Origin of the sequence: Nocardioides conyzicola (assembly GCF_039543825.1) — a bacterium.
GTDB lineage: Bacteria > Actinomycetota > Actinomycetes > Propionibacteriales > Nocardioidaceae > Nocardioides > Nocardioides conyzicola.
Genome location: NZ_BAABKM010000002.1, coordinates 2,696,407 through 2,716,645 on the forward strand (window position 1 = coordinate 2,696,407; position 20,239 = coordinate 2,716,645).

Sequence of the window (20,239 nt, forward strand, 5' to 3'; positions counted from 1 at the left end):
ACCCGTTTCGGCCATTAGTGCTTCTAATCGTCTATAGTCGCGTAATCTTCTCGGGATTGATGGCTATGGGTGCACCATCGCCTGGAACTCATCTTGAGAAGGATGCACATGTCAGGTGATGTGCTGGCGCCGCCGTCGGCGCCGGGACCGGCCGTGGAGCCGCGGGACGAGGACGTCCCCCGCAAGCTCACGGCCCGTCACTCCGTGCAGGACCGGATCTTCGTCCACAGCGTCCGGGTCATCGGCCTGTTCGTGCTGGTCATCGTCTCCTCGATCGGCATCTTCCTCGGTCTCCAGGCGCGGCCGACCTTCAGCCACTACGGGTGGAGCTTCTTCACCGAGTCCCGCTGGCTGCCGAGCCAGGACATCGTCGGCATCTCCGCGGTGCTGCTCGGCACCGTCCAGGTGGCTGCGATCGCCCTGCTGATCGCCTTCCCTCTCTCGCTGCTGACCGCGCTCTTCGTCACCGACTGGGCGCCCGCCCGGATGAAGAACTCCCTCGTGCGGGCCATCGACCTGATGGCCGCCGTGCCCGGCATCGTCTTCGGCCTCTGGGTGCTGCTCTTCATCCAGCCGCACGCGACCCATGTCGCGCACTTCCTGAGCAAGTACCTCGGGTGGATCCCGATCTTCAAGGTGCACACCGACGTCGACTACCCGATCTGGAACCAGGCGCCCGGGTACCCGGCGTACCAGGGCTCCGCGTTCATCGCCGCGATCGCGGTGTCGATGATGATCTTCCCGATGGCGACCTCCGTGATGCGCGAGGTGTTCTCGGAGGCGCCGGCCGGCGAGAAGGAGGCGGCGATCGCCCTCGGCGCCACCCGCTGGTCGATGGTGCGCACGGTGGTGATCCCGTTCGGACGCAGCGGCATCGTCGGCGGCACCATGCTCGCGCTCGGCCGGGCGCTCGGCGAGACGATCTCCGTGGTCCTGATCATCAGCCAGACCTTCCAGCTCAAGGTCAACCCGCTGGAGTCCGGTACGTCGACGATCTCGTCGATGATCGCGATCGGCTACAAGGAGGCGACCCCCGCGCAGCTGTCGGCGCTGCTCACGGCCGGCTTCCTGCTCTTCGTCATCACCCTGGTGACCAACACGATCGCCGCGCAGATCGTCGCGCGCGGCCGCAGCGGAGCGGGGACCGAGATATGACCGCCGTGCCTGCGGGCAACCTGCGCGCCGTCGAGCGCTCGGCCGAGAAACCGGCCGAGAAGCCGGTCGTGCCCGTCCCCGTCGACGTCCCCCGCCCGGTCACCGGCCGCACCCGCGAGGACCGGCTCACCCTGGGCGGGGCCGCGTTCGCGTCGCTCGCCACGACCTGGCTGCTCTACACCCAGATCCTGCCGGTCGACGGCAAGATCGGCTTCGTCGTCAGCTGGTTCCTGGTCTTCGTGCTCTACTACGCCGGCCTCACCGCGCTGACCCGGCCGTGGCCGGTCGTGGCCGACCGGGTGATGACCTGCTTCGTGGTCGCCGCGCCCACCCTGGTCGGTGCCGCCCTGCTCTGCACCGTGATCGTGACGGTCGCCAAGGGGCTCCCGGCGCTCATCCACTGGAACTTCTACACGACCGACATGTCCGGGGTACGCCCCTCCGACCCGTTCAGCAGCGGCGGCATCCTGCACGCCATCGTCGGCACCCTGATCGAGGTGGCGATCGCCGTCTCGATCGCGCTGCCGCTCGGCGTCATCGCCGCCGTCTACATGTCCGAGATCGGTGGCCGCGGGTCCCGGCTGGTGCGCACCGTGGTCGAGGCGATGACGGCACTGCCGTCGATCGTCGCCGGCCTGTTCATCTACTCGGCCCTGATCGTCGGACTCGGCCTGCCCAGCAGCGGGCTCGCGGCGGCCCTCGCCCTGGCCGTAATGGGTCTCCCGATCATGGCGCGGGCCAGCGACGTCGTGCTGCGGGTCGTGCCCGGTGGGCTGCGCGAGGCGTCGTACGCCCTCGGCGCCGGGCGGCTGCAGACGGTCTGGAAGGTCGTCCTGCCGACGGCCCGCCCCGGCCTGGCGACCGCGCTCATCCTCGGCATCGCCCGGATGGTCGGCGAGACCTCGCCGCTCATCCTCACGTCCGGGGCGTCGACCTTCCTCAACACCGACCCGACGAGCAACCCGATGAACTCGCTGCCGCTGTTCATCTACAACGCCGTCGCGTCCGGTCAGCCGGCCTTCGAGCAGCGCGGGTACGCCGCAGCGACGGTGCTGCTCGTCATCGTGCTCATCCTCTTCGTCTTCGCCCGTCTCGTCGCCCGCAGGAGGCCTGTCCGATGAAGCTCCGTCCCCGTGTGTCGAGGATCGTCACCGCTGCCGCGGTGCTCGGCCTGACGATGCTCGTGCCCGCGGCCGCCGTGCCGCCGGCCAACGCCGCGACGCACGCGCTGATCCAGGGATCGGGCTCGAGCTGGGCCGCCAACGCGATCAACCAGTGGGTCGCCGACGTGGCCAACCAGGGCATGCAGGTGGTCTTCACGGCCAACGGCGCCGCGCAGGGCCGCAAGGACTACGCCAACCGGTCCAACGACTTCGGCGTCTCCGACATCCCCTTCCGCGGCGCCGACCCGACGACGGGCCAGGAGGACAGCCCGCGCGGCCGGTCCTTCGCCTACCTGCCGATCGCCGCCGGTGGTACGTCGTTCCCCTACCACGTCGAGGTCGCGGGCAAGCTGGTCCGCAACATCCGCCTGTCGGGCGAGACCATCGCGAAGATCTTCACCAGCCAGATCACCAACTGGAACGACAAGCAGATCACGTCCGACAACAACGGCAAGGCGCTGCCGTCGATCCCGATCATCCCGGTCGTGCACTCCGAGGGCGCGGGCGTCACCAACCAGTTCACCCGCTACCTCGCGAAGCAGTACCCCGCGATCTGGGGTCCCTGCAACGGCGGCAAGGTCGTGGAGACCGAGTACTTCCCGCTCAACTGCGGCAAGTCCACCGGCAACCAGAAGGCGCAGGCCGGCTCCGACGGCGTCATGAACTTCATCAAGAGCGCGGGTGCCAACGGCTCGATCGGCATCGAGGAGTACTCCTACCCGCTGCTGGCCGACTTCCCGGCGATCAAGCTGCTCAACAAGGCCGGCTACTACACGCTGCCGACCCAGTACAACGTGGCGGTCGCCCTGACCAAGGCGGTCATCGACACCAACCCGAAGTCCCCGACGTACCTGACCCAGAACCTCGACCAGGTCTACGTCAACCCGGACAAGCGGACCTACGCGCTCTCGTCGTACGTCTACGCGATCATCCCCACCGCCTCCGACGACTCGCGGATGACGACCGCCAAGCGCCAGACGCTCGCGGACTTCCTCTACTTCTCGATCTGCCAGGGGCAGTCGGAGATCGGTCCGATCGGCTACTCGTCGCTACCGGTCAACCTGGTCACCGCCGGCTTCGACCAGATCGGCAAGCTCAAGACGGCCGACAGCAAGGTGGACCTCACCAAGCGGGACGTGAGCACCTGCCACAACCCCACGTTCATCGCGGGCAAGCCCAACGTGAACCACCTCGCGCAGATCGCCCCCAACCCGCCTGCCTGCGACAAGGTCGGCGCGGACCCCTGCGTCGCCGGCGTGGGCTCCTACAACGGCGACAACCCCACCGACGACAAGAACAACCAGCCCTCGGGCAACGGCTCGGGCGGTGGTGCGGGTGGCGCCGGTGGCGGGTCCGGCGCCGGTCCCGGCGGCACCGACGGCGGTGGCGCCACCGGCGTCAGCTCCGACCTCGGGCTCGGTGGCACCGGTACGACGGGGAGCTCCGACGACCCGGCAACTGCGGGCGGCGACATCGTGCCGACCACGCTCGCCGCCGGCAGCGGGAGCGGGCCGACCAGCACCCTGACCGTGCTGGTGATCGCCCTGCTCGCCCTCGCGGTGATCCTGCCCGCCGTCGTCAGCCGGCTGCTGTCCCGTCGCCCCGGCGGAGGGTCGAGATGATCGCCGTGACGCAGCGTCGTCGCCTGGCGTACGTCGGCGCGGGCCTGGTGGCGGTCGGCCTGCTCGTGGCGGGCCTGCTGGTGCCGCTCGCGACCGCGCCGGCCGAGTCCGCCGGTGCCTACCGGGTCACCGCGACCCGCACCGCCCTCGATGCCGACGGGACGTCGACGACGCTCGACCAGCGCACGATCTCGATGGATGTCTCGCAGACCAAGAACCTGCGCGGGCGCCAGCAGCTGACGGTGTCCTGGTCCGGTGCCCACCCGACCGGCGGCACGGTCGCCGACGTCAACTCGGCCGCCGGCGCAGGCGAGGAGTACCCGTTCGTCATCCTCCAGTGCCGCGGCACCGCCTCGGGGCAGAACGCCGTGCGCCCCGAGACCTGCTGGACCCAGACCTGGGCCGAGCGCTTCCAGCGCAGCTCGTCGGCCTGGCCGGTGTGGCGCGCCGACGCGGCCGCCGACGCGGACGCGCGCGGTCCCGCCGTCAACGCCCCGGACCCGCGCCCCGCCCCGTGCTTCGGTGCCGCGCGCTCCGAGCGCTGGCTGCCGTTCGACGCCGCCGACGGCACGACGTACGTCGGCGGGTCCGCAGGCTGTGCCGGCATGGCTCCGGAGTCGTCGAACGTCGACGGGTCCGGGCTCCCGAGCAACACGACCTACGGCATCACCGGCACCGACGGCAAGGGCTCCGAGCAGTTCACCGTCTTCAGCGCCGACGAGAACGCCTCGCTCGGCTGCTCGAGCGAGGTCCCCTGCTCGCTGGTCGCCGTCCCGATCATGGGCATCAGCTGCGACGGCTTCGGCACGAAGCTGCCCGAGGAGGCCCGCCCGAGCGCGTCGGCGGGTGCGCGAGCCGACACCTTGTGCCGAGCGCCCGACGTCTACCAGCCGGGTCAGATCGCCACGACCGGCACGGACGCCAACCTCGCCGTCTCCGGCGCCCTGTGGTGGGCGGCCTCCAACTGGCAGAACCGGATCACGGTCCCGCTGAGCTTCGCGGTGTCCTCGAGCGTCTGCTCGGTGCTGAACCCGACGGCGCCGCTGACCGCGTTCGGCTCGGTGCTGTTCTCCGACATCAGCGCCCAGTGGACGCCTCGCTTCTGCACCGACGACCGGCTCGAGCCGTTCGTGCACGTGCAGGCCGCAGACACCGCGGCCCGCACCCTCATCACCGCCGGCACCGCGTCGATGGTCCTCAGCAGCCGGGCGCCGGACGCCGGCTTCGGGAGACCCGTGGTCCAGGCCCCGGTCGCCCTCACCGGCTTCGCCGTGGCCTACAACGTCGACGACTCGTCCGGGAGACCGGCCAGGACGCTCAACCTCAACGCGCGGCTGCTCGCCAAGCTGCTCACGGAGTCCTACCCGGCCAACTCGCTGGTCGGCGACAACTACCCGGCGCTGGCGAAGAACCCGATGAACATCACCAAGGACCCGGAGTTCATCGCGCTCAACCCGGACCTGCCCGAGTACGACACGGTCGAGGCGGCCGCGACCATCATGACGCTCTCGACCGAGACCGACATGACCACGGCGCTGACCAGCTACATCGACGCCGACCCCGAGGCGCGCAAGTGGCTCGACGGGGTCCCCGACCCGTGGGGCATGCGGGTCAACCCCAACTACATGCAGATCGACCTGCCGGTGGCCTCGTGGCCGCAGCTCGACGACTTCCAGCTGCCGCAGTCGATCATCGACGCCAAGATCAACCCCTGCTACAGCTACAGCCCCAGCCCGTACCTCGGCCTGATCGCCAACCCGACCGGGTTCGTGCAGACGATCGTGCAGAACGTCCAGTACTCGCTGTCCAACGTCAACATCGCCTGCCCCAACGGCGACTTCAGCGATGTCACGACGCTCCGGCTGCGGACCCAGGGCCGGCAGCAGCCGGGCCACCGGTTCGTGCTCGGGATCGTGCCGCTGACCTCGGCGTACCGCTACAGCCTGCGCACGGCGTCGCTCCAGACGACGTCGGACGTCGCCGCCAGCGACAAGATCACCGACGCGGCGGGGCGGACCTTCGTCGCCGCCGACTCCGCCGGGCTGAAGGCGGCGGGCAAGCTGCTGAAGCCGGACGAGGACGCCGGCGTCTGGGAGCTGGACTACGCCCAGCTCCACGAGGACGCGGGCGAGAGCGCGTACCCCGGGACGCTGCCGGTGTACGCCGACGTCCCGACCTCGGGCATCGACAAGGGCACGGCCAGGCGGGCGGCGCAGTTCCTCGAGTACGCCGCGACGACGGGACAGCAGCCGGGCACCGGCAACGGTCAGCTGCCTCCGGGGGCGCTGCCGCTCACCGAGGCCAACGGGCTCTCGGCCCTCTCGGCGTACACGCACCGGGCCGCCGCGGCGGTCCTCGCCCAGAAGGGGGACGTGCCCAAGCTGGTCGCCGACGACCCGGACCCGACGGAGTCGCCCAGCACCGACCCCACGGGCGCGCCGACGGTGTCACCCCCGACCGGGACGGGTGCCGGGCCTGGGGCGCTGCCCAGCGCCAGCGTCTCGCCGAGTGCGGACACGCCCGGCAAAGGCGCGGGGCCGAAGCCGGCCGACACCGAGGTGATCCGTACCGTCGGCGCCGAGTCGGCGTTCGGCGGGGTCGGCCTGCCGGTGGTCCTGCTCGCCGGTCTCGTCGTCGGGTTGGCCGGCCTGAGCCTCCGCTTCGCCGGCCGAGCCGTCGCGCTCGGTCGCTCGGCCCCGGCCCTCCTGGGCCGGGCGCGCGGCGGACGACGGAGGGCCAAGCCGTGACGGCGCCCGCGCCCGAGGCGCCGCGGACCGTCGTCCGCGTGCTGCCGGCCGACACGGCCCCGCTGCCCCGCCCGGAGCGCGGCCTGAGCGAGGCCGCGCTCGGCCAGACCATGATCGTGCTCGGCCTGGTCGCGGTCTGGGTGCTGTCCTACCTGTTCGTCTTCAGCGACTTCCAGCAGGGGCACGCCCAGCACCGGCTCTACGCGCAGCTCCGCACCGAGCTCGCGCTCGGTGAGGCCCCGGCGGGTGCACCGATCGCCGTGGGCGCGCCCGTGGCCCTCGTCTCGGTGCCGGACGCCGGCATCGACGACCTCGTGGTCGTGGAGGGGACGACCGCCGCGGTGCTCCAGCAGGGACCCGGACACCAGCAGGGCAGCGTGCTGCCCGGTCAGGCCGGGGTGAGCGTGCTGATGGGCCGGGCACTCTCGTTCGGTGCGCCGTTCAAGCACGTCCCGCAGCTCCGGGTGGGCGACCCGATCGACGTGACCACGGTCCAGGGCACCTTCCACTACGAGGTGAGCGGCGTACGCCGCAAGGGCGACCCGGTCCCGCCGGCCCTGACCGACGGTGCCAGCCGGATCACGCTGGTGACGGCGGTGGGGGAGGGACGCCTGGCCGCGCTCGGCCCGTCGAAATCGGTCTACGTCGACGCGACGCTCGACGGAGACGCCCAGCCCGCCGGCGCGGTCGCGGCGATCGACCCCCAGGGGGCGCCCTTCGCGCACGACGCCGGGTTCACGACGCTGGCCGTGCTCGCCCTGGCCCTCGAGGTGCTCGTCGCGGCGGTCCTGCTCGTCGTCTGGGCCCGGCACCGATGGACCCCGCTGGCCGCCTGGGTCGCCGGTGTCCCCGTCATCCTCGCGGCCCTCTGGCTGGTCTCGTCAGCCGCCAGCCGACTGCTCCCGAACCTCGTCTGAGAGCCCGGACCGAGCCGGTGGACCAGACCATCCCTGCGACCCGGAACACTAAATCTCCAAAATCTAGTAACTAAGTACAAAAACAGTCTAAATTCAGCACGCCACATGCTTCGACCTCGCCGACCGGCGCGGGTCAGAACGTCCCAGGAAAGGCTCCACACATGTCGAAGAGACGGACCGCCGTCGCCATCACCCTCGCGGGGGTCGTCTCGGCCGGTGTCCTGGCTGCGGCCCTGCCCTCCCAGGCCGACCCGGCGCCGACCGCGACCGACGTCGTCGGCGTGGGCTCCGACATCATCCAGAACTCCGTCGACTTCCTCGGCGACGGCTACTCCTGGTCCGGCGGGTCCCTGCCCGGCTACAACACGGCCGGCAACAAGAACCGCCTGATCAGCTTCAGCGCCACCGCTGACGGCAACGGCCGCAACGCCTTCACCGATCCCGCCCTCGGCACGGTCGGCAAGCTCAACCCCACGATCGTGCTCCGGGCCGGCACCTCGCCGGTGCAGCGCCCGAACGGCGGCGGCGCCGGCCTCAACGCCCTGATCGCGGACGGCAACGCGACCAACGGCGGCCGGATCAGCTTCGTGCGCAGCCCCAACAAGCCGACCTCGGCGCAGCAGACCAGCGCCGGCAACAGCCTGCACACCGCGCTGCACACGGTCCAGTTCGCCGACGACAAGCAGTACATCGCGACCGCGACCACCACCAACGCGCCGGCGACCCTGACGACCGGGGACCTGGTGAAGATCTACTCGGGCACGTGGACCACCTGGGGTGACGTCGCCGCCGGCGTGACCCCCGGCGCGCACACCGGCGAGACGATCGTCCCGCTGCTCCCGCAGGACGGCGCGGGCGTGCAGACGATCTTCCTGAACGCCCTCAAGGCCGCCAACGGGGGCACGGCGATCACCCTCGGCGGGGCGGTCCAGAAGGTCCAGCAGAACGACCCGACCACGATCACCGCGCTCCCGGACGCGACCCGCAAGAACGCCATCGTGCCGTTCCCCAAGGGCCGGTACGAGCTGCTCGGTGCGGGCTTCTTCCACGACCCGACGCCGGTCTACAACTCCGAGAGCCCGGCCCCGGCCCTGTCCAACGCGGGCATCCAGCTGCTGACCAGCGGGTCGAACTTCATCGCGGACATCCCGTACTACGTGGTGTTCCGTGAGTCGGACGTCGACAGCGACACGCCGTGGCAGCCCGGCAGCACGCTGAACTGGGTCCAGACGCTCTTCTACAACCCGGACTACGACCCGGAGGAGCCCGGCGACGTCACGCCGCCGTTCGTCGCCAGCGCCGCCGGCAAGGCGATCCTCGAGTCGATCGGCCTGACCCCGCTGTACGTCGACCACGGCAACACGACGACGGGGTGATGAACGTGGTCGGCCCGGACGGTGCACCCCCGTTCGGGCCGGCCTCGACCGGCCACCGCCACCACACCGACAGGAGAAACCCGACGTGAGCAGCACACTCGACTCGGCGCAGCACCGCGCCGATGCCGAGCCTCCGACCAGCACCCGGTCGCGGCTCGGACGCCGAGGTGTCGCCATCGCGCTCGTCGTGGTTGCGGTCGTGGTGGCGGTGGCCGTGGCTCTGGAGCTCCGGCTGACCGGAGCGCCGTCCGAGGCGCCGTACACCGACCCGGCCGCCTCCGGCCGGCTGACGCTGTGCGGCGCCGACGGCAAGGCGATCACCGAAGGATCGACCAAGGACCCGGTGTTCGCCGCGACCGTGGTGGGTGCGACCGCCGCCACGGGTGGCTACGCCGGCGAGGGCCGCACGGCCGCCGTGTTCGCCTACCAGCCCCGTGAGGGGCTGGCCCCGTCGGAGTGGAGCGGTCTGCAGCTCACCGCGCCGTCGTCGTACGACGACCCCGCGGCGCCGCAGGTCGCCCTCGCCGAGGGTGACACGACGCTCGCCCAGTTCCTGGCGGGCTACCCCGCCGCCTACGACGGCTGGGTGCAGCTCCGCCTCTACCTCGCCGCTCCCGACCAGCCGGTCGCGAGCCAGCACTACGACACCGTCGACCTCCAGGTCGACGGCACGACCTGGCGCGCCGTCGACACCGGCGCCGCCACCTGCACGACCACCAAGCCCTGATCCACAGCTCCACCCGAACCGCTCCGTGCGAGAGGAAGACCGTGACCAAGCGATCGACCAGCGTCCTGGCAGGCCTGACGGCCGCCACCGTGGCTGCCAGCACCACCATTGTCCTGGCGCTCGGCGGATCCGCCGAGGCCGCGACGCCGCCGCCGTGGCAGACCGGTCCCGACAAGGACCCGAACAACGTCGGCGTCCTCACCCTGCACGACGCGAGCGGTGCCACCGTCACCTCCGGGACCCTCGACGACGGCCCGATCGCGGACTTCGTCGCGGGCTCGACGGCGCTGCGCAGCGGTGACACGTTCGCCACGCTGTTCGCGTACACCCCCAAGAGCGGCGCTCCCGTCGGGTCGTGGTCGGGTCTCCAGCTGAGCGGCACCACCAACTTCGACACCGCGACCCTGCCGGCCTCGCTCGACAACGGCCTCCCCGTCGTCGCGCTGACGGAGGCGGACACCACGCTCCCGCAGTACGCCGCCGGCTTCCCCAACACCTCGTCGACCGCCGGCTACCAGGGCGTGTACGAGCTGCGCCTGCGGACGACCTCGGTCGGCCACAGCGCCACCCCGACGTACGACGTGGTCGACATCGTCATCGACGGCAACACCTGGCACATCGCCGGTGTCGGTGGCGAGGCGACCAGCACGTCGCTCGCCGTCGCCCCGACCAGCCCGGCGGTCGGTGACACCGCGACCCTGAGCGCGACCGTCTCGCCGGCCGTCCCCGGCACCGTCCAGTTCAAGGACGGCGCGACCACCCTCGGTGCGCCGGTGGCCGTGAGCTCGGGTGCGGCGTCGACGACGACCGTCATCGCCAAGGCCGGCGCCCACACGTACTCCGCCGTCTTCACGCCGACCGACACCGACACCTACGCCGGCTCGACCGGCGACGCGTCGGTGACGGTCGCCAAGGCGACGTCCACGACGACCGCGACCTGGCCGTCGTCCGCGAAGTACGGGACGGCCGCCTCGGCCAAGGTCACCGTCGCCGCCTCGGCGGGCTCGCCGACCGGCTCCGTGACGATCAAGAGCGGCAGCACCACGGTCGGCACCGGCACCCTGAGCGGTGGTGTCGCGACCGTCAAGCTCAGCGCCACCGCCCTCAAGCCCGGCAGCCACTCGCTGACGGCGACGTACGCCGGCAACGCTGACGTGGCCGGCTCCACCTCCACCGCGGGCACGCTGAAGGTCGCCAAGGCCACCGGCAAGCTGACCAACAAGCTGTCGGCGTCAAAGATCAAGGCGTCGGCCAAGGGCAAGCTCACCGTCAAGGCCACCGCGACGGGCACCGTTCCGGCCGGGACCGTCACCATCTACGACGGCAAGAAGAAGATCGGCACGGCCAAGCTCAAGGCCGGCAAGGTCGTCTTCACGCTGCCGAAGCTGAAGAAGGGCACGCACAAGATCCACGCCGTCTACGCGGGCTCCTCGCTGGTGTCGGCGGCAACGGCGTCGACCGTGACGCTCAAGGTCGTCAAGTGAGCTCGACGCTCACCGGCGACCAGACGATGGTCATCGACGCGGTGACGCCGGCGGCGCCGGCGTCACCACGGACGACGCACGGTCTCGAGGCCGACTCGGTATCGGCCTGGTTCGGGCGGCGCAAGGTGCTGGACCGGGTCTCGCTCGACATGCCGGCCGGGCAGGTCACGGCGCTGATCGGCCCGTCCGGCTGCGGCAAGTCGACGTTCCTGCGGATCCTCAACCGGATGCACGAGCTGGTGCCGGGGGCCTCGCTCGCCGGTGAGGTGCGTCTCGACGGCGTGGACATCTACGACCCCGAGCGACGGCTGACCGACGCCCGCAAGTCGATCGGGATGGTCTTCCAGAAGCCCAACCCGTTCCCGGCGATGTCGATCGAGGACAACGTGATGGCCGGCCTCAAGCTGACCGGCACCCGGATCTCCCGCACGGACCGCGAGGCGCTGGTGGAGGAGAGCCTGCGGCGTGCCGGTCTGTGGGAAGAGGTCAAGGACCGGCTCAAGCAGCCGGGGTCGGCCCTGTCCGGCGGTCAGCAGCAGCGCCTGTGCATCGCGCGGTCGCTGGCGGTCCGCCCGGACGTGCTGCTCATGGACGAGCCGTGCTCGGCGCTCGACCCCACCTCGACGCGCGTGGTCGAGGACACGATCCAGGAGATCGCGCGCGACGTCACCATCATCATCGTCACCCACAACATGCAGCAGGCGCGTCGTGTCTCGGACCGCTGCGCCTTCTTCCTGGCCGCCCACGGCACGCCCGGCGTGATCGTGGAGCACGGGGAGACCCGGGCGATGTTCGACGACCCGATCGACTCGCGCACGGCCGACTACGTGAACGGGCGCTTCGGATAACCCGTTGAGGCCGGACGACGGCTGCACCAGGCTGCTGGGATGACCGCCTTCATCTCGCACGTGACCGTCGACTGCGGCAACGCCTACGAGCTCTCCGAGTGGTGGAAGCCCGTGCTCGGGTACGTCGACATCGACGGCGACCCCAACCTCCCCGGGCACGAGGAGTGCATGATCCGCGACCCCGAGACCGGCCAGCAGCTGCTCTTCATCGAGGTCCCGGAAGGCAGGTCGGTGAAGAACCGGCTGCACCTCGACCTGCGTCCCCGCGCGGCGACCCGGGACGAGGAGCTCGCGACGCTCGTGGCCCACGGAGCCACGGAGGTCGCCGACCACCGGGGGATCCACGGCCCCGGCAGCGGCTGGGTCGTGCTCGCCGACCCCGAAGGCAACGAGTTCTGCATCCTGCGGTCGCTCGCCGAGGTGGCGGAGGGGAGGTGGTCTCACCGACCACCGCGCCGCCGTACGAACGGGAGTTGAACGGCCAGCGCGCCGTTCCCATGGCCTGGTTGGCACCCTCGAACCCGTTCGTCTGACCCGTTCGGACTACGGGAAAACGTGCCGCCGGCGAAGTTGGCGAAAGCAGTCGTCGCTGTTCGCCTCTCGTTCACCGTTCGCCGACCGTTCGTTTCGGTGATCTCCCGACACTTCTGGCGTTCCGATGCCTCGCTCGGGCGAGGACGACCAGGTCGCGCTCCGTGCGCGGTCCCCGAATTCCCGAAGAAAGCGTCTGGTGACGACCCACTCCGTGCACGAGGCCCCACCCGGGCCTCTGCCTCGCAAGATCTCGCGAAAGCCCACCGGCGTCGACGCGGTCTTCGTCCACAGCTTTCGCGCGATCGGTGCCTCGGTCCTCGTCATCACCGGCGGCATCGGCGCCTTCCTCGCCTACCAGTCGATCCCGACGCTGCGGCACTACGGCTTCAGCTTCTTCACCGAGACGCAGTGGCAGCCCGACCAGGACACCATCGGCATCGCCGCGGTCCTGCTCGGCACCCTCGAGGTGGCGGTCGTCGCGATGTGCATCGCCTTCCCGCTCTCGCTCGCGACGGCGTTGTACATCTCCGAGTACGCCCCGCCTCGGCTCAAGGGCACGCTCGTGTCGATGGTCGACCTGATGGCTGCCGTGCCGTCGATCGTCTACGGCCTCTGGGGCTTCTTCCTGATCCAGCCGCACGCGAGCGAGTTCGCGCACTGGCTGCACCAGCACTTCGGCTGGGTGCCGTTCTTCCAGGTCAACGCCGACGCGGACGCGGCGGCGTGGGACCGGATCCAGTACACCGCCAGCGCGTTCATCGCCGGCATCGCCGTGTCGATGATGGTGATGCCGATGGCCTGCGCGGTGATGCGCCAGGTGTTCTCCCAGACGCCGCCGGGCGAGAAGGAGGCCGCGCTCGCGCTGGGCTCGAGCCGCTGGGGCATGGTCCGCACCGTCGTCATCCCCTTCGGCCGCGGCGGCATCATCGGCGGCACCATGCTCGGGCTGGGCCGGGCGCTCGGCGAGACCATCGCCGTGCTCCTCATCATCAGTCCCGAGTTCGTGATCAAGGGACGTCCGCTCGAGATCGGCACGGAGACCGTGTCGGCCCTGATCGCGGGCCGCTTCGGTGAGTCCACCGGCATCCAGCTCTCGGCACTGCTCACCGCCGGCTTCGTCCTCTTCGGCATCACGCTGGTCGTCAACACGATGGCCGCGGTCGTCGTCAACCGCAGCCGGTCGGGGGCGGAGACCGGATGACCGTCGTCGTCGATCGTCCGCAGACCACCCAGGTCCCGGGGGGTGCGACCGTCCTTCCCCGGACGGACCCGGACGCCCCGCCGCCGCAGCCCCGCACCGGGCTCGGGCAGGTCCCTGCCGAGAGCCTCCTGGTCGTCTGGGGCTCCCGCGTGGGCGCCCTCTGCCTGGCCTGGATCATCTGCCAGCGCCTCCTGCCGCTCGAGGGCATCGCGTGGTTCGTCGTGGTGTTCGGCATCAGCAACCTGGTGCTGCTCGCGACCACGACCGCCGTGACGGACGGCCTCGTGGAGGTCCGCGACCGGGTCGCCCAGTGGCTGATCTCGGCCGGGGCGCTGCTCGTCTTCGCGACCTTGTTCTCCGTGGTGATCTACGTCTTCTACCGCGGCTGGGACGCCCTCAGCCACATCAACTTCTTCACCGACGACATGACCGGAGTCGGGCCGGACGACCCGCTCGACCAGGGCGGCATCCTGCACGCGATCCTCGGCACGTTGGTCGAGCTGTCGATCGCGATCGCGATCACGCTGCCGCTCGGCATCGGCACGGCGATCTTCATGACCGAGATCGGCGGAGCCTTCGCGCGAGTGGTGCGGACCGTCGTCGAGGCGATGACCGCCCTCCCGTCGATCGTCGCCGGACTCTTCATCTACACGACCTGGATCATCGTGCTCGGCAACCCGCGCTCGGGTCTCGCCGGCGCGCTCGCCATCTCGGTGATGATGCTGCCGATCATCGCCCGCGCCTCCGACGTCGTGCTGCGGGTGGTGCCCGGCAACCTGCGCGAGGCCTCCCTGGCGCTGGGGTCCAGCCGGTGGAAGACCGTCTGGCACGTCGTCCTCCCCACCGCCCGGCCGGGCCTGGCGACAGCCCTGATCCTCGGTGTCGCCCGGGGAGTCGGAGAGACCTCGCCGGTGCTGATCACGTCCGGCTACGCGTCGTTCGTGCACCTCAACCCGACCAGCGGCGTGATGACCTCGCTGCCGCTGTCGGTCTACGTCAACGTCCGCAGCGGGCAGGAGCTGATGATCGCCCGCGGCTTCGGCACCGCCGCGGTGCTGCTCATGCTCGTGCTGATCCTCTTCATCACGGCCCGCCTCCTCGCCCGCCCCGCGGGCAGCAAGCCCCGCTTCGGCACCCGCGTGATGCGCGCGATGCCGCGCGCCACCTGGCGCCCGGTCCGCACGCCCGAGCCGGGCGCGGACGCCGAGACCCGCACCGACGACAAGGAAGAGGTCGCTTCGTGACCGCCCGACTCAGCCTGCACCGCCTGCTCCTGATGGCGCTGCTCTGCTGCCTGGTGACCCTGGCGATGACCGTCCGCCTGGCCGGACCCGCCCAGGCGGTCTCGTACACCTCGATCGAGGGCTCGGGATCGACCTGGTCGCAGGTGATCCTGCAGCAGTGGATCGCGGACGTCTCGTCCAGCGGCATGCAGATCACCTACAACGGCTCGGGCTCGTCGCAGGGCCGCAAGGACTTCGCCAACGGCGTCACCGACTTCGGCATCTCCGAGATCCCCTACCAGGGCGTCGACCCGGTCTCCGGGCAGGCAGACAGCAGCTCGCGGCCCTACGCGTACTTGCCGATCGTCGCGGGCGGCACGGCGTTCACCTACCACGTCGAGGTCGGCGGCAAGCTGGTCAAGACGCTGCGCCTGTCGGGCGAGACGATCGCCAAGATCTTCACCAACAAGATCACCAACTGGAACGACGCGGCGATCACCGCCGACAACAACGGCCACGCGCTGCCCTCGCTGCCGATCCACCCGGTCGTCCGGTCCGACGGCTCCGGCACCACGGCCCAGTTCACCCGCTACCTGGCGACGATGTACCCCTCGATCTGGGGGCCGTTCAACGGCGGCAAGGCGGTGCTCACCTCGCAGTTCCCGCGCCAGGGTGCGCAGGTGGCTGCGTCCGGCTCGGACCAGGTCATGAACACGATCAGCAGCGCGGCCGGCAACGGGACGATCGGGTACGTCGAGTACTCCTACCCGGTCAACGCCCACTACCCGGTGGTCAAGGTCGAGAACAAGGCCGGCTACTTCGTCGAGCCGACGCAGTACAACGTGGCCGTGGCCCTGACGAAGGCCAAGATCAACCAGGACAAGAGCTCGAAGGACTACCTGACCCAGATCCTCGACGGGGTCTACTCCCACCCGGACCCGCGTGCGTACCCGCTGTCGTCGTACTCCTACATGATCATCCCGACGGGCGCCAGCGACCAGCGGATGACGACGTCGAAGCGCCAGACCCTGGCCGACTTCCTGACGTACTCGATCTGTGCGGGGCAGTCGAAGGCCGGTCCGTACGGGTACTCGCCGCTGCCCCTCAACCTCGTCCAGGCGGGCTTCTCCCAGATCAACAAGCTGAAGAAGGCGGACTCCGCCGTCGACCTCACCAACCACGACGTCACGAAGTGCGACAACCCGACCTTCGTGAAGGGCAACCTCCAGGCCAACCACCTGGCGGACATCGCGCCGAAGCCGGCGTCCTGCGACAAGGCGGGCGCGGGGCCGTGCGGCACCGAGACCGGCACCAACACGCCGTCGACCGAGGGTGGCAAGGGCGGCGGTGGCGGCGGCGCCTCGAACACCCCGGGTGGCACGACGCCGGGCGGCACCGCCGGCGGCGGCGCAGGGAACACCCCGGGCGGCGTCGACCCGGTCACCGGCCTGCCGACCGACACCGGCGGGACCGGTACGACGACGGGCGGCGGCGACGTGGTCGCCAACCCGGTCGAGCTGAGCGCCCAGCGCACCGGCGACGACAAGGTCTTCAGCGGGGTCGCGGTGCTGGAGCTGCTCGCGATCATCCTGCTCCCGGGCCTCTACGTCGCCATCGCGCGGCGGCGTCGGGAGGTGTCGCGATGACGATCTCCCTCCGACGGCGTCCCCGCGCCGCGCTCGCCGTCCTCGGCGCCCTCGCCGTCATCGCCGGCGGCCTGGCCCTGACGGCCCCCGCGACGGAGGCCGTACCGACCCCGCTGCCGCGGGCGTCGAGCACCGACGACTCCGTGTCCACCACCAAGACCGTGACCCGGGACTACTACCCGTCGACGTCGAGCACCGAGCCGGTGACGTCGAGCAACAAGGTGACCGTCAAGGTCGACCGCCACACCGACCTGCAGTCCCGCGAGCGGTTGGCCGTGAGCTGGTCCGGCGCACACCCGACCGGGGGCCGCGCCGGCAACCCGTACGGCGAGAAGGGCATCGACCAGGAGTACCCGGTCGCGATCTTCGAGTGCCGCGGCGTCGACGACCCCGACGCCCCCGCGGCGGACCGGATCTCGCCGGACACCTGCTGGACCAACACCATCCAGGAGCGCAGCCAGAGCGACGACGCCGACCGGTCGATCTGGCGTGACGACCGGTACGCCGACCCGGCCGACACCGGCCAGGTCTCGGGCGTCGACGAAGACGACCTGCCGGACAGCTGCCCGACCCGCCAGGACAGCACGGCGTACCACTACACGCCGTTCCGGGCCGCCAACGGCACCTTCTACGCCGCCTGCGACGCCGAGCACCTGCCGCCCGAGGCGGCGGTCGGCTCGGTGGACCCGCCCAACGAGGTCTTCGCCTACACCGGCGTCGACGGCAAGGGCACCGCGCAGTTCGAGGTCCGCACGAAGTCCGAGAACGAGTCGCTCGGTTGCTCCGACAAGGTCGCCTGCACCCTCGTGGTCGTCCCGATCATGGGACTGAGCTGCGTCGACGCCACCGCGTCGTGCAACAAGACCGGTGCCTACCCGCCGGGCTCGCGCAACGACGGCACGACGGGTGCCCAGCAGGCGGTGTCGGGCTCGCTGTGGTGGTCGGCCTCCAACTGGCGCAACCGGATCAGCATCCCGCTGGACTTCGCGCTCCCGCCCAACACCTGCACGCTCCTCGGACAGGGTGCTCCCGTGCCGTTCTACGGCTCCGAGCTGCTCAGCCAGGCCGCGCTGCAGTGGTCGCCGGCCTACTGCCTCAACAAGTCGCGCTTCAACTGGCAGAGCAACGCCATGCCCGACGAGGCCGCGTTCGGCCTGATGACCGCCGGCACGGCCGCGGCGGCCGAGGTGACCGAGCGCCAGGACGCTGACACCGGCGTCGGGTACGCGCCGACCGCGGTCTCCGGCTTCGGCATCGCCTACAGCGTCGATGACCCCTCGACGGGCCTGCAGTACGGCTCGCTGAAGCTCAACGCCCGCCTGCTGGCCAAGCTGCTCACGGAGTCGTACGGCGGGGACGCGGTCGGCGCCAAGCGGCCCGGTATCCAGGACAACCCGTGGGGCCTGCAGACCGACCCCGAGTTCATCAAGCTCAACCCCGACCTCGAGCTGGCCTTCGGCCGGACTCCCTCGGTGGCCGGCGCGGCACTGCTGGCACTGTCCACGGGGTCGGGCGTGATCGACCAGCTGACGTCCTACATCGCGCACGACGCGGACGCGATGGCCTTCATCGACGGCAAGGCCGACCCGTGGGGGATGAAGGTCAACCCGGCGTACAAGAAGGTCGCCGTGCCGGTCAGCACCTGGCCGCTGCTGGACACCTGGGTGCCGTCGAACACGGGCTCGGAGTGCCTCGACCAGAACAAGGCGCCGTACCTGCCGAAGGTCGCGGCTCCCGTCAGCAGCCTGCGGCTGATCGCCCAGGCGATGCTCTTCAACTGGCCCAACGTGCAGACCTCCTGCGAGAAGGACGTCACCACCGGCCTGTGGAAGCTCGGGCGTATCGGGGTCCAGGAGGTCGGGCAGCGCTTCATGCTGGGCCTGGTCACCCTGGGTGATGCCGCGCGCTACGGCCTGCCGGTGGCCGCCCTGCAGGCCAAGAAGGGCAGCTACGTCGAGCCCACTGACAAGAGCATGTCCGCCGCGCTCAAGCTGTCGAAGCAGTCGACGAAGCTCAAGCCGTTCGAGCTCGACCAGGCTGACATCCGCACGAGCCCGATCGCCTACCCCGGCACGATGGTGGTGTACACGGCGGCCAAGACCTACGGCCTCGACCAGGCGTCCGCCGGGCGCGTCGCGCAGTTCATCCAGGTGTCGTCGACCGAGGGCCAGACCGCAGGGCGTGGCAACGGCAAGCTGCCGGACGGCTACCTGCCCATCGCGGCCACGGGTGCGACCGCTCCGTTGTACCGATCTGCTCAGGAGGTCCGCACCGCGGTCCTCGCGCAGAAGAAGCCGAGCACGCCGGCATCGCCGAGCCCGACGGACGGTGCCAGCGCGGGCCCCGGGGGAAGCGGCGGTCCCATCGAGCCTCCGTCCACGCTGCCGACGGCACCCGTCCCCTCGGCGTCGACCTCCGCTTCGCCGACGGCCCCGCCGACCTCCACCGGCCCGATCACGACCGCCGACACCGCGCGGGTCAGCTCCTCCATGGGCGGCGGGCTGCTGCCCTTCCTCCTGGTCGGGGCCGTGCTCGCCGGCGTCGTCGCCGTCGTCACCCGGTTGATGCTCGGGCTCAGGGGTGTGCGATGAGCGTGGCCACCGCAGAGTCGGGAGCACCGGCGCCGACCCAGCCGCCCGAGCCGTCGACGCCGGTCTCGCGCCGGGCTCGGCGGCAGCGTCCGCCTCGCCGGACGCGTCCGACCCGACCGGTCCGGGCCGGGGAGCCGGAGGAGGCGCTGTCGATCCTCTCGTCGGCTCTCACGGTCATCGCCCTCGGGTGCGCGTGGATGCTGCTGCAGCTGCTCGTCCTCGGCGGGCTGTCCCAGGCCCGCAGCCAGGACCTCCTCTACAACGAGTACCGCCAGCAGGTCGCGGCGGCGACCGCACCGACCGGGTCGGTCGACATCGACGGCCACCCGCTCGCCGCGGGCGCGCCGGTCGCGGTGCTCACGATCCCCTCGCTCGGGCTGTCGCAGGTGGTGGTGTCCGGCACCTCGTCCGGTGACCTCCTCGCCGGACCGGGACACCAGCGCACGACGCCGCTGCCCGGGCAGGCCGGCATCTCCGTGGTCATGGGGCGAGCCGCGACGTACGGCGCGCCCTTCGGCGACATCGGGTCCCTCCGGGCCGGCGACGAGATCACGGTCCAGAACGCCCAGGGCGTGGTGACCTACCAGGTCGAGGACGTACGCCGGGCAGGGGACCCGGTGCCGCAGCCCCTCACGGGCAAGCAGTCCCGTCTCATCCTGGTGACCGCCGAGGGCAGTGGCGCACTGTCCGCGCTGCGCGCCCAGAACGCCCTCTTCGTGGACGCGATCACGACCAAGGCCTTGCCCGCGGGCCCGCTGGCCGGGAGCGCGCTCCCCCTGTCCGAGCAGCCGATGGCACGCGACTCCAGCGCGCTGCCGATGCTCGTCCTCCTGCTCGCCGGACTCGCGCTGCTGGTGCTCGTCGTCAGCATCGCGCGCCGGCGGTTCCGGGCCGCGCTGGTGTGGGTTCTCGCCACTCCCTGCGTGATCGCCCTCGCCTGGGCCACGACCGACCAGGTCATGCGCCTCCTACCGAACTTGATGTGACAGCCACATCGAGACAACA

Annotated in this window: 15 protein-coding genes; all 15 read left to right on the top strand. The window is 70.9% G+C overall.

Features of this window, described 5'->3' with window-relative positions:
- Nucleotides 1-108: 108 nt before the first annotated feature.
- The 15 genes from pstC (ABEA34_RS16215) to ABEA34_RS16285 all read left to right on the top strand — a co-directional run bounded on the left by pstC (ABEA34_RS16215) (nt 109) and on the right by ABEA34_RS16285 (nt 20,220).
- Complete coding sequence (gene pstC, locus ABEA34_RS16215; protein WP_345522425.1) at nt 109-1,155, top strand: phosphate ABC transporter permease subunit PstC; 1,047 nt, start codon at nt 109-111, stop codon at nt 1,153-1,155.
- The gene (gene pstA, locus ABEA34_RS16220; RefSeq protein ID WP_345522426.1) at nt 1,152-2,276 is read left to right on the top strand and encodes a phosphate ABC transporter permease PstA; all 1,125 of its coding nucleotides are present in this window, start codon (nt 1,152-1,154) and stop codon (nt 2,274-2,276) included. The genes pstC (ABEA34_RS16215) and pstA (ABEA34_RS16220) overlap by 4 nt, the downstream gene beginning before the upstream one ends.
- Nucleotides 2,273-3,940, top strand: coding sequence for a substrate-binding domain-containing protein (locus tag ABEA34_RS16225; protein ID WP_345522428.1), 1,668 nt, complete (start codon nt 2,273-2,275; stop codon nt 3,938-3,940). Before pstA (ABEA34_RS16220) ends, ABEA34_RS16225 begins: the two co-directional genes overlap by 4 nt.
- A 5-nt stretch (nt 3,941-3,945) precedes the next feature.
- Nucleotides 3,946-6,687 carry a hypothetical protein gene (locus ABEA34_RS16230; RefSeq protein ID WP_345522429.1) on the top strand — a complete coding sequence of 914 codons (2,742 nt, stop codon included), beginning with the start codon at nt 3,946-3,948 and terminating at the stop codon, nt 6,685-6,687.
- Complete coding sequence (locus ABEA34_RS16235) at nt 6,684-7,604, top strand: sortase (protein WP_345522430.1); 921 nt, start codon at nt 6,684-6,686, stop codon at nt 7,602-7,604. Before ABEA34_RS16230 ends, ABEA34_RS16235 begins: the two co-directional genes overlap by 4 nt.
- Nucleotides 7,605-7,765: 161 nt before the next feature.
- On the top strand, nt 7,766-8,980 hold the full coding sequence (locus ABEA34_RS16240) for a substrate-binding domain-containing protein (RefSeq protein ID WP_345522431.1): 1,215 nt from the start codon (nt 7,766-7,768) through the stop codon (nt 8,978-8,980).
- A gap of 85 nt (nt 8,981-9,065) precedes the next feature.
- Nucleotides 9,066-9,707 (top strand): hypothetical protein, encoded by a 642-nt coding sequence (locus tag ABEA34_RS16245; protein ID WP_345522432.1) that lies wholly within the window; start codon nt 9,066-9,068, stop codon nt 9,705-9,707.
- A 41-nt stretch (nt 9,708-9,748) separates the two neighbouring features.
- Nucleotides 9,749-11,191 carry an Ig-like domain repeat protein gene (locus ABEA34_RS16250; protein WP_345522433.1) on the top strand — a complete coding sequence of 481 codons (1,443 nt, stop codon included), beginning with the start codon at nt 9,749-9,751 and terminating at the stop codon, nt 11,189-11,191.
- A 26-nt stretch (nt 11,192-11,217) separates the two neighbouring features.
- The gene (locus tag ABEA34_RS16255) at nt 11,218-12,039 is read left to right on the top strand and encodes a phosphate ABC transporter ATP-binding protein (RefSeq protein ID WP_425576887.1); all 822 of its coding nucleotides are present in this window, start codon (nt 11,218-11,220) and stop codon (nt 12,037-12,039) included.
- A 39-nt stretch (nt 12,040-12,078) separates the two neighbouring features.
- Nucleotides 12,079-12,516 carry a VOC family protein gene (locus ABEA34_RS16260; RefSeq protein ID WP_345522435.1) on the top strand — a complete coding sequence of 146 codons (438 nt, stop codon included), beginning with the start codon at nt 12,079-12,081 and terminating at the stop codon, nt 12,514-12,516.
- A gap of 253 nt (nt 12,517-12,769) precedes the next feature.
- Nucleotides 12,770-13,774 carry a phosphate ABC transporter permease subunit PstC gene (gene pstC / locus ABEA34_RS16265; RefSeq protein ID WP_345522436.1) on the top strand — a complete coding sequence of 335 codons (1,005 nt, stop codon included), beginning with the start codon at nt 12,770-12,772 and terminating at the stop codon, nt 13,772-13,774.
- Nucleotides 13,771-15,018, top strand: coding sequence for a phosphate ABC transporter permease PstA (pstA, locus tag ABEA34_RS16270; RefSeq protein ID WP_345522437.1), 1,248 nt, complete (start codon nt 13,771-13,773; stop codon nt 15,016-15,018). Before pstC (ABEA34_RS16265) ends, pstA (ABEA34_RS16270) begins: the two co-directional genes overlap by 4 nt.
- Nucleotides 15,015-16,643: a substrate-binding domain-containing protein gene (locus ABEA34_RS16275; protein WP_345522438.1), complete on the top strand. Its 1,629-nt coding sequence runs from the start codon at nt 15,015-15,017 to the stop codon at nt 16,641-16,643. The genes pstA (ABEA34_RS16270) and ABEA34_RS16275 overlap by 4 nt, the downstream gene beginning before the upstream one ends.
- Nucleotides 16,640-19,234, top strand: a complete 2,595-nt coding sequence (locus ABEA34_RS16280) for a hypothetical protein (protein WP_345522439.1) — start codon at nt 16,640-16,642, stop codon at nt 19,232-19,234. The genes ABEA34_RS16275 and ABEA34_RS16280 overlap by 4 nt, the downstream gene beginning before the upstream one ends.
- On the top strand, nt 19,231-20,220 hold the full coding sequence (locus ABEA34_RS16285; protein ID WP_345522440.1) for a sortase: 990 nt from the start codon (nt 19,231-19,233) through the stop codon (nt 20,218-20,220). Before ABEA34_RS16280 ends, ABEA34_RS16285 begins: the two co-directional genes overlap by 4 nt.
- Nucleotides 20,221-20,239: the final 19 nt, after the last annotated feature.

Excerpts from the sequence above, each read along its gene's own strand:
- pstC (WP_345522425.1), top strand. The coding sequence starts at position 109 with ATGTCAGGTGATGTGCTGGCGCCGCCGTCGGCGCCGGGACCGGCCGTG.
- pstA (WP_345522426.1), top strand. The coding sequence starts at position 1,152 with ATGACCGCCGTGCCTGCGGGCAACCTGCGCGCCGTCGAGCGCTCGGCC.
- ABEA34_RS16225 (WP_345522428.1), top strand. The coding sequence starts at position 2,273 with ATGAAGCTCCGTCCCCGTGTGTCGAGGATCGTCACCGCTGCCGCGGTG.
- ABEA34_RS16240 (WP_345522431.1), top strand. The coding sequence starts at position 7,766 with ATGTCGAAGAGACGGACCGCCGTCGCCATCACCCTCGCGGGGGTCGTC.
- ABEA34_RS16255 (WP_425576887.1), top strand. The coding sequence starts at position 11,218 with ATGGTCATCGACGCGGTGACGCCGGCGGCGCCGGCGTCACCACGGACG.
- ABEA34_RS16260 (WP_345522435.1), top strand. The coding sequence starts at position 12,079 with ATGACCGCCTTCATCTCGCACGTGACCGTCGACTGCGGCAACGCCTAC.
- pstA (WP_345522437.1), top strand. The coding sequence starts at position 13,771 with ATGACCGTCGTCGTCGATCGTCCGCAGACCACCCAGGTCCCGGGGGGT.
- ABEA34_RS16280 (WP_345522439.1), top strand. The coding sequence starts at position 16,640 with ATGACGATCTCCCTCCGACGGCGTCCCCGCGCCGCGCTCGCCGTCCTC.
- ABEA34_RS16285 (WP_345522440.1), top strand. The coding sequence starts at position 19,231 with ATGAGCGTGGCCACCGCAGAGTCGGGAGCACCGGCGCCGACCCAGCCG.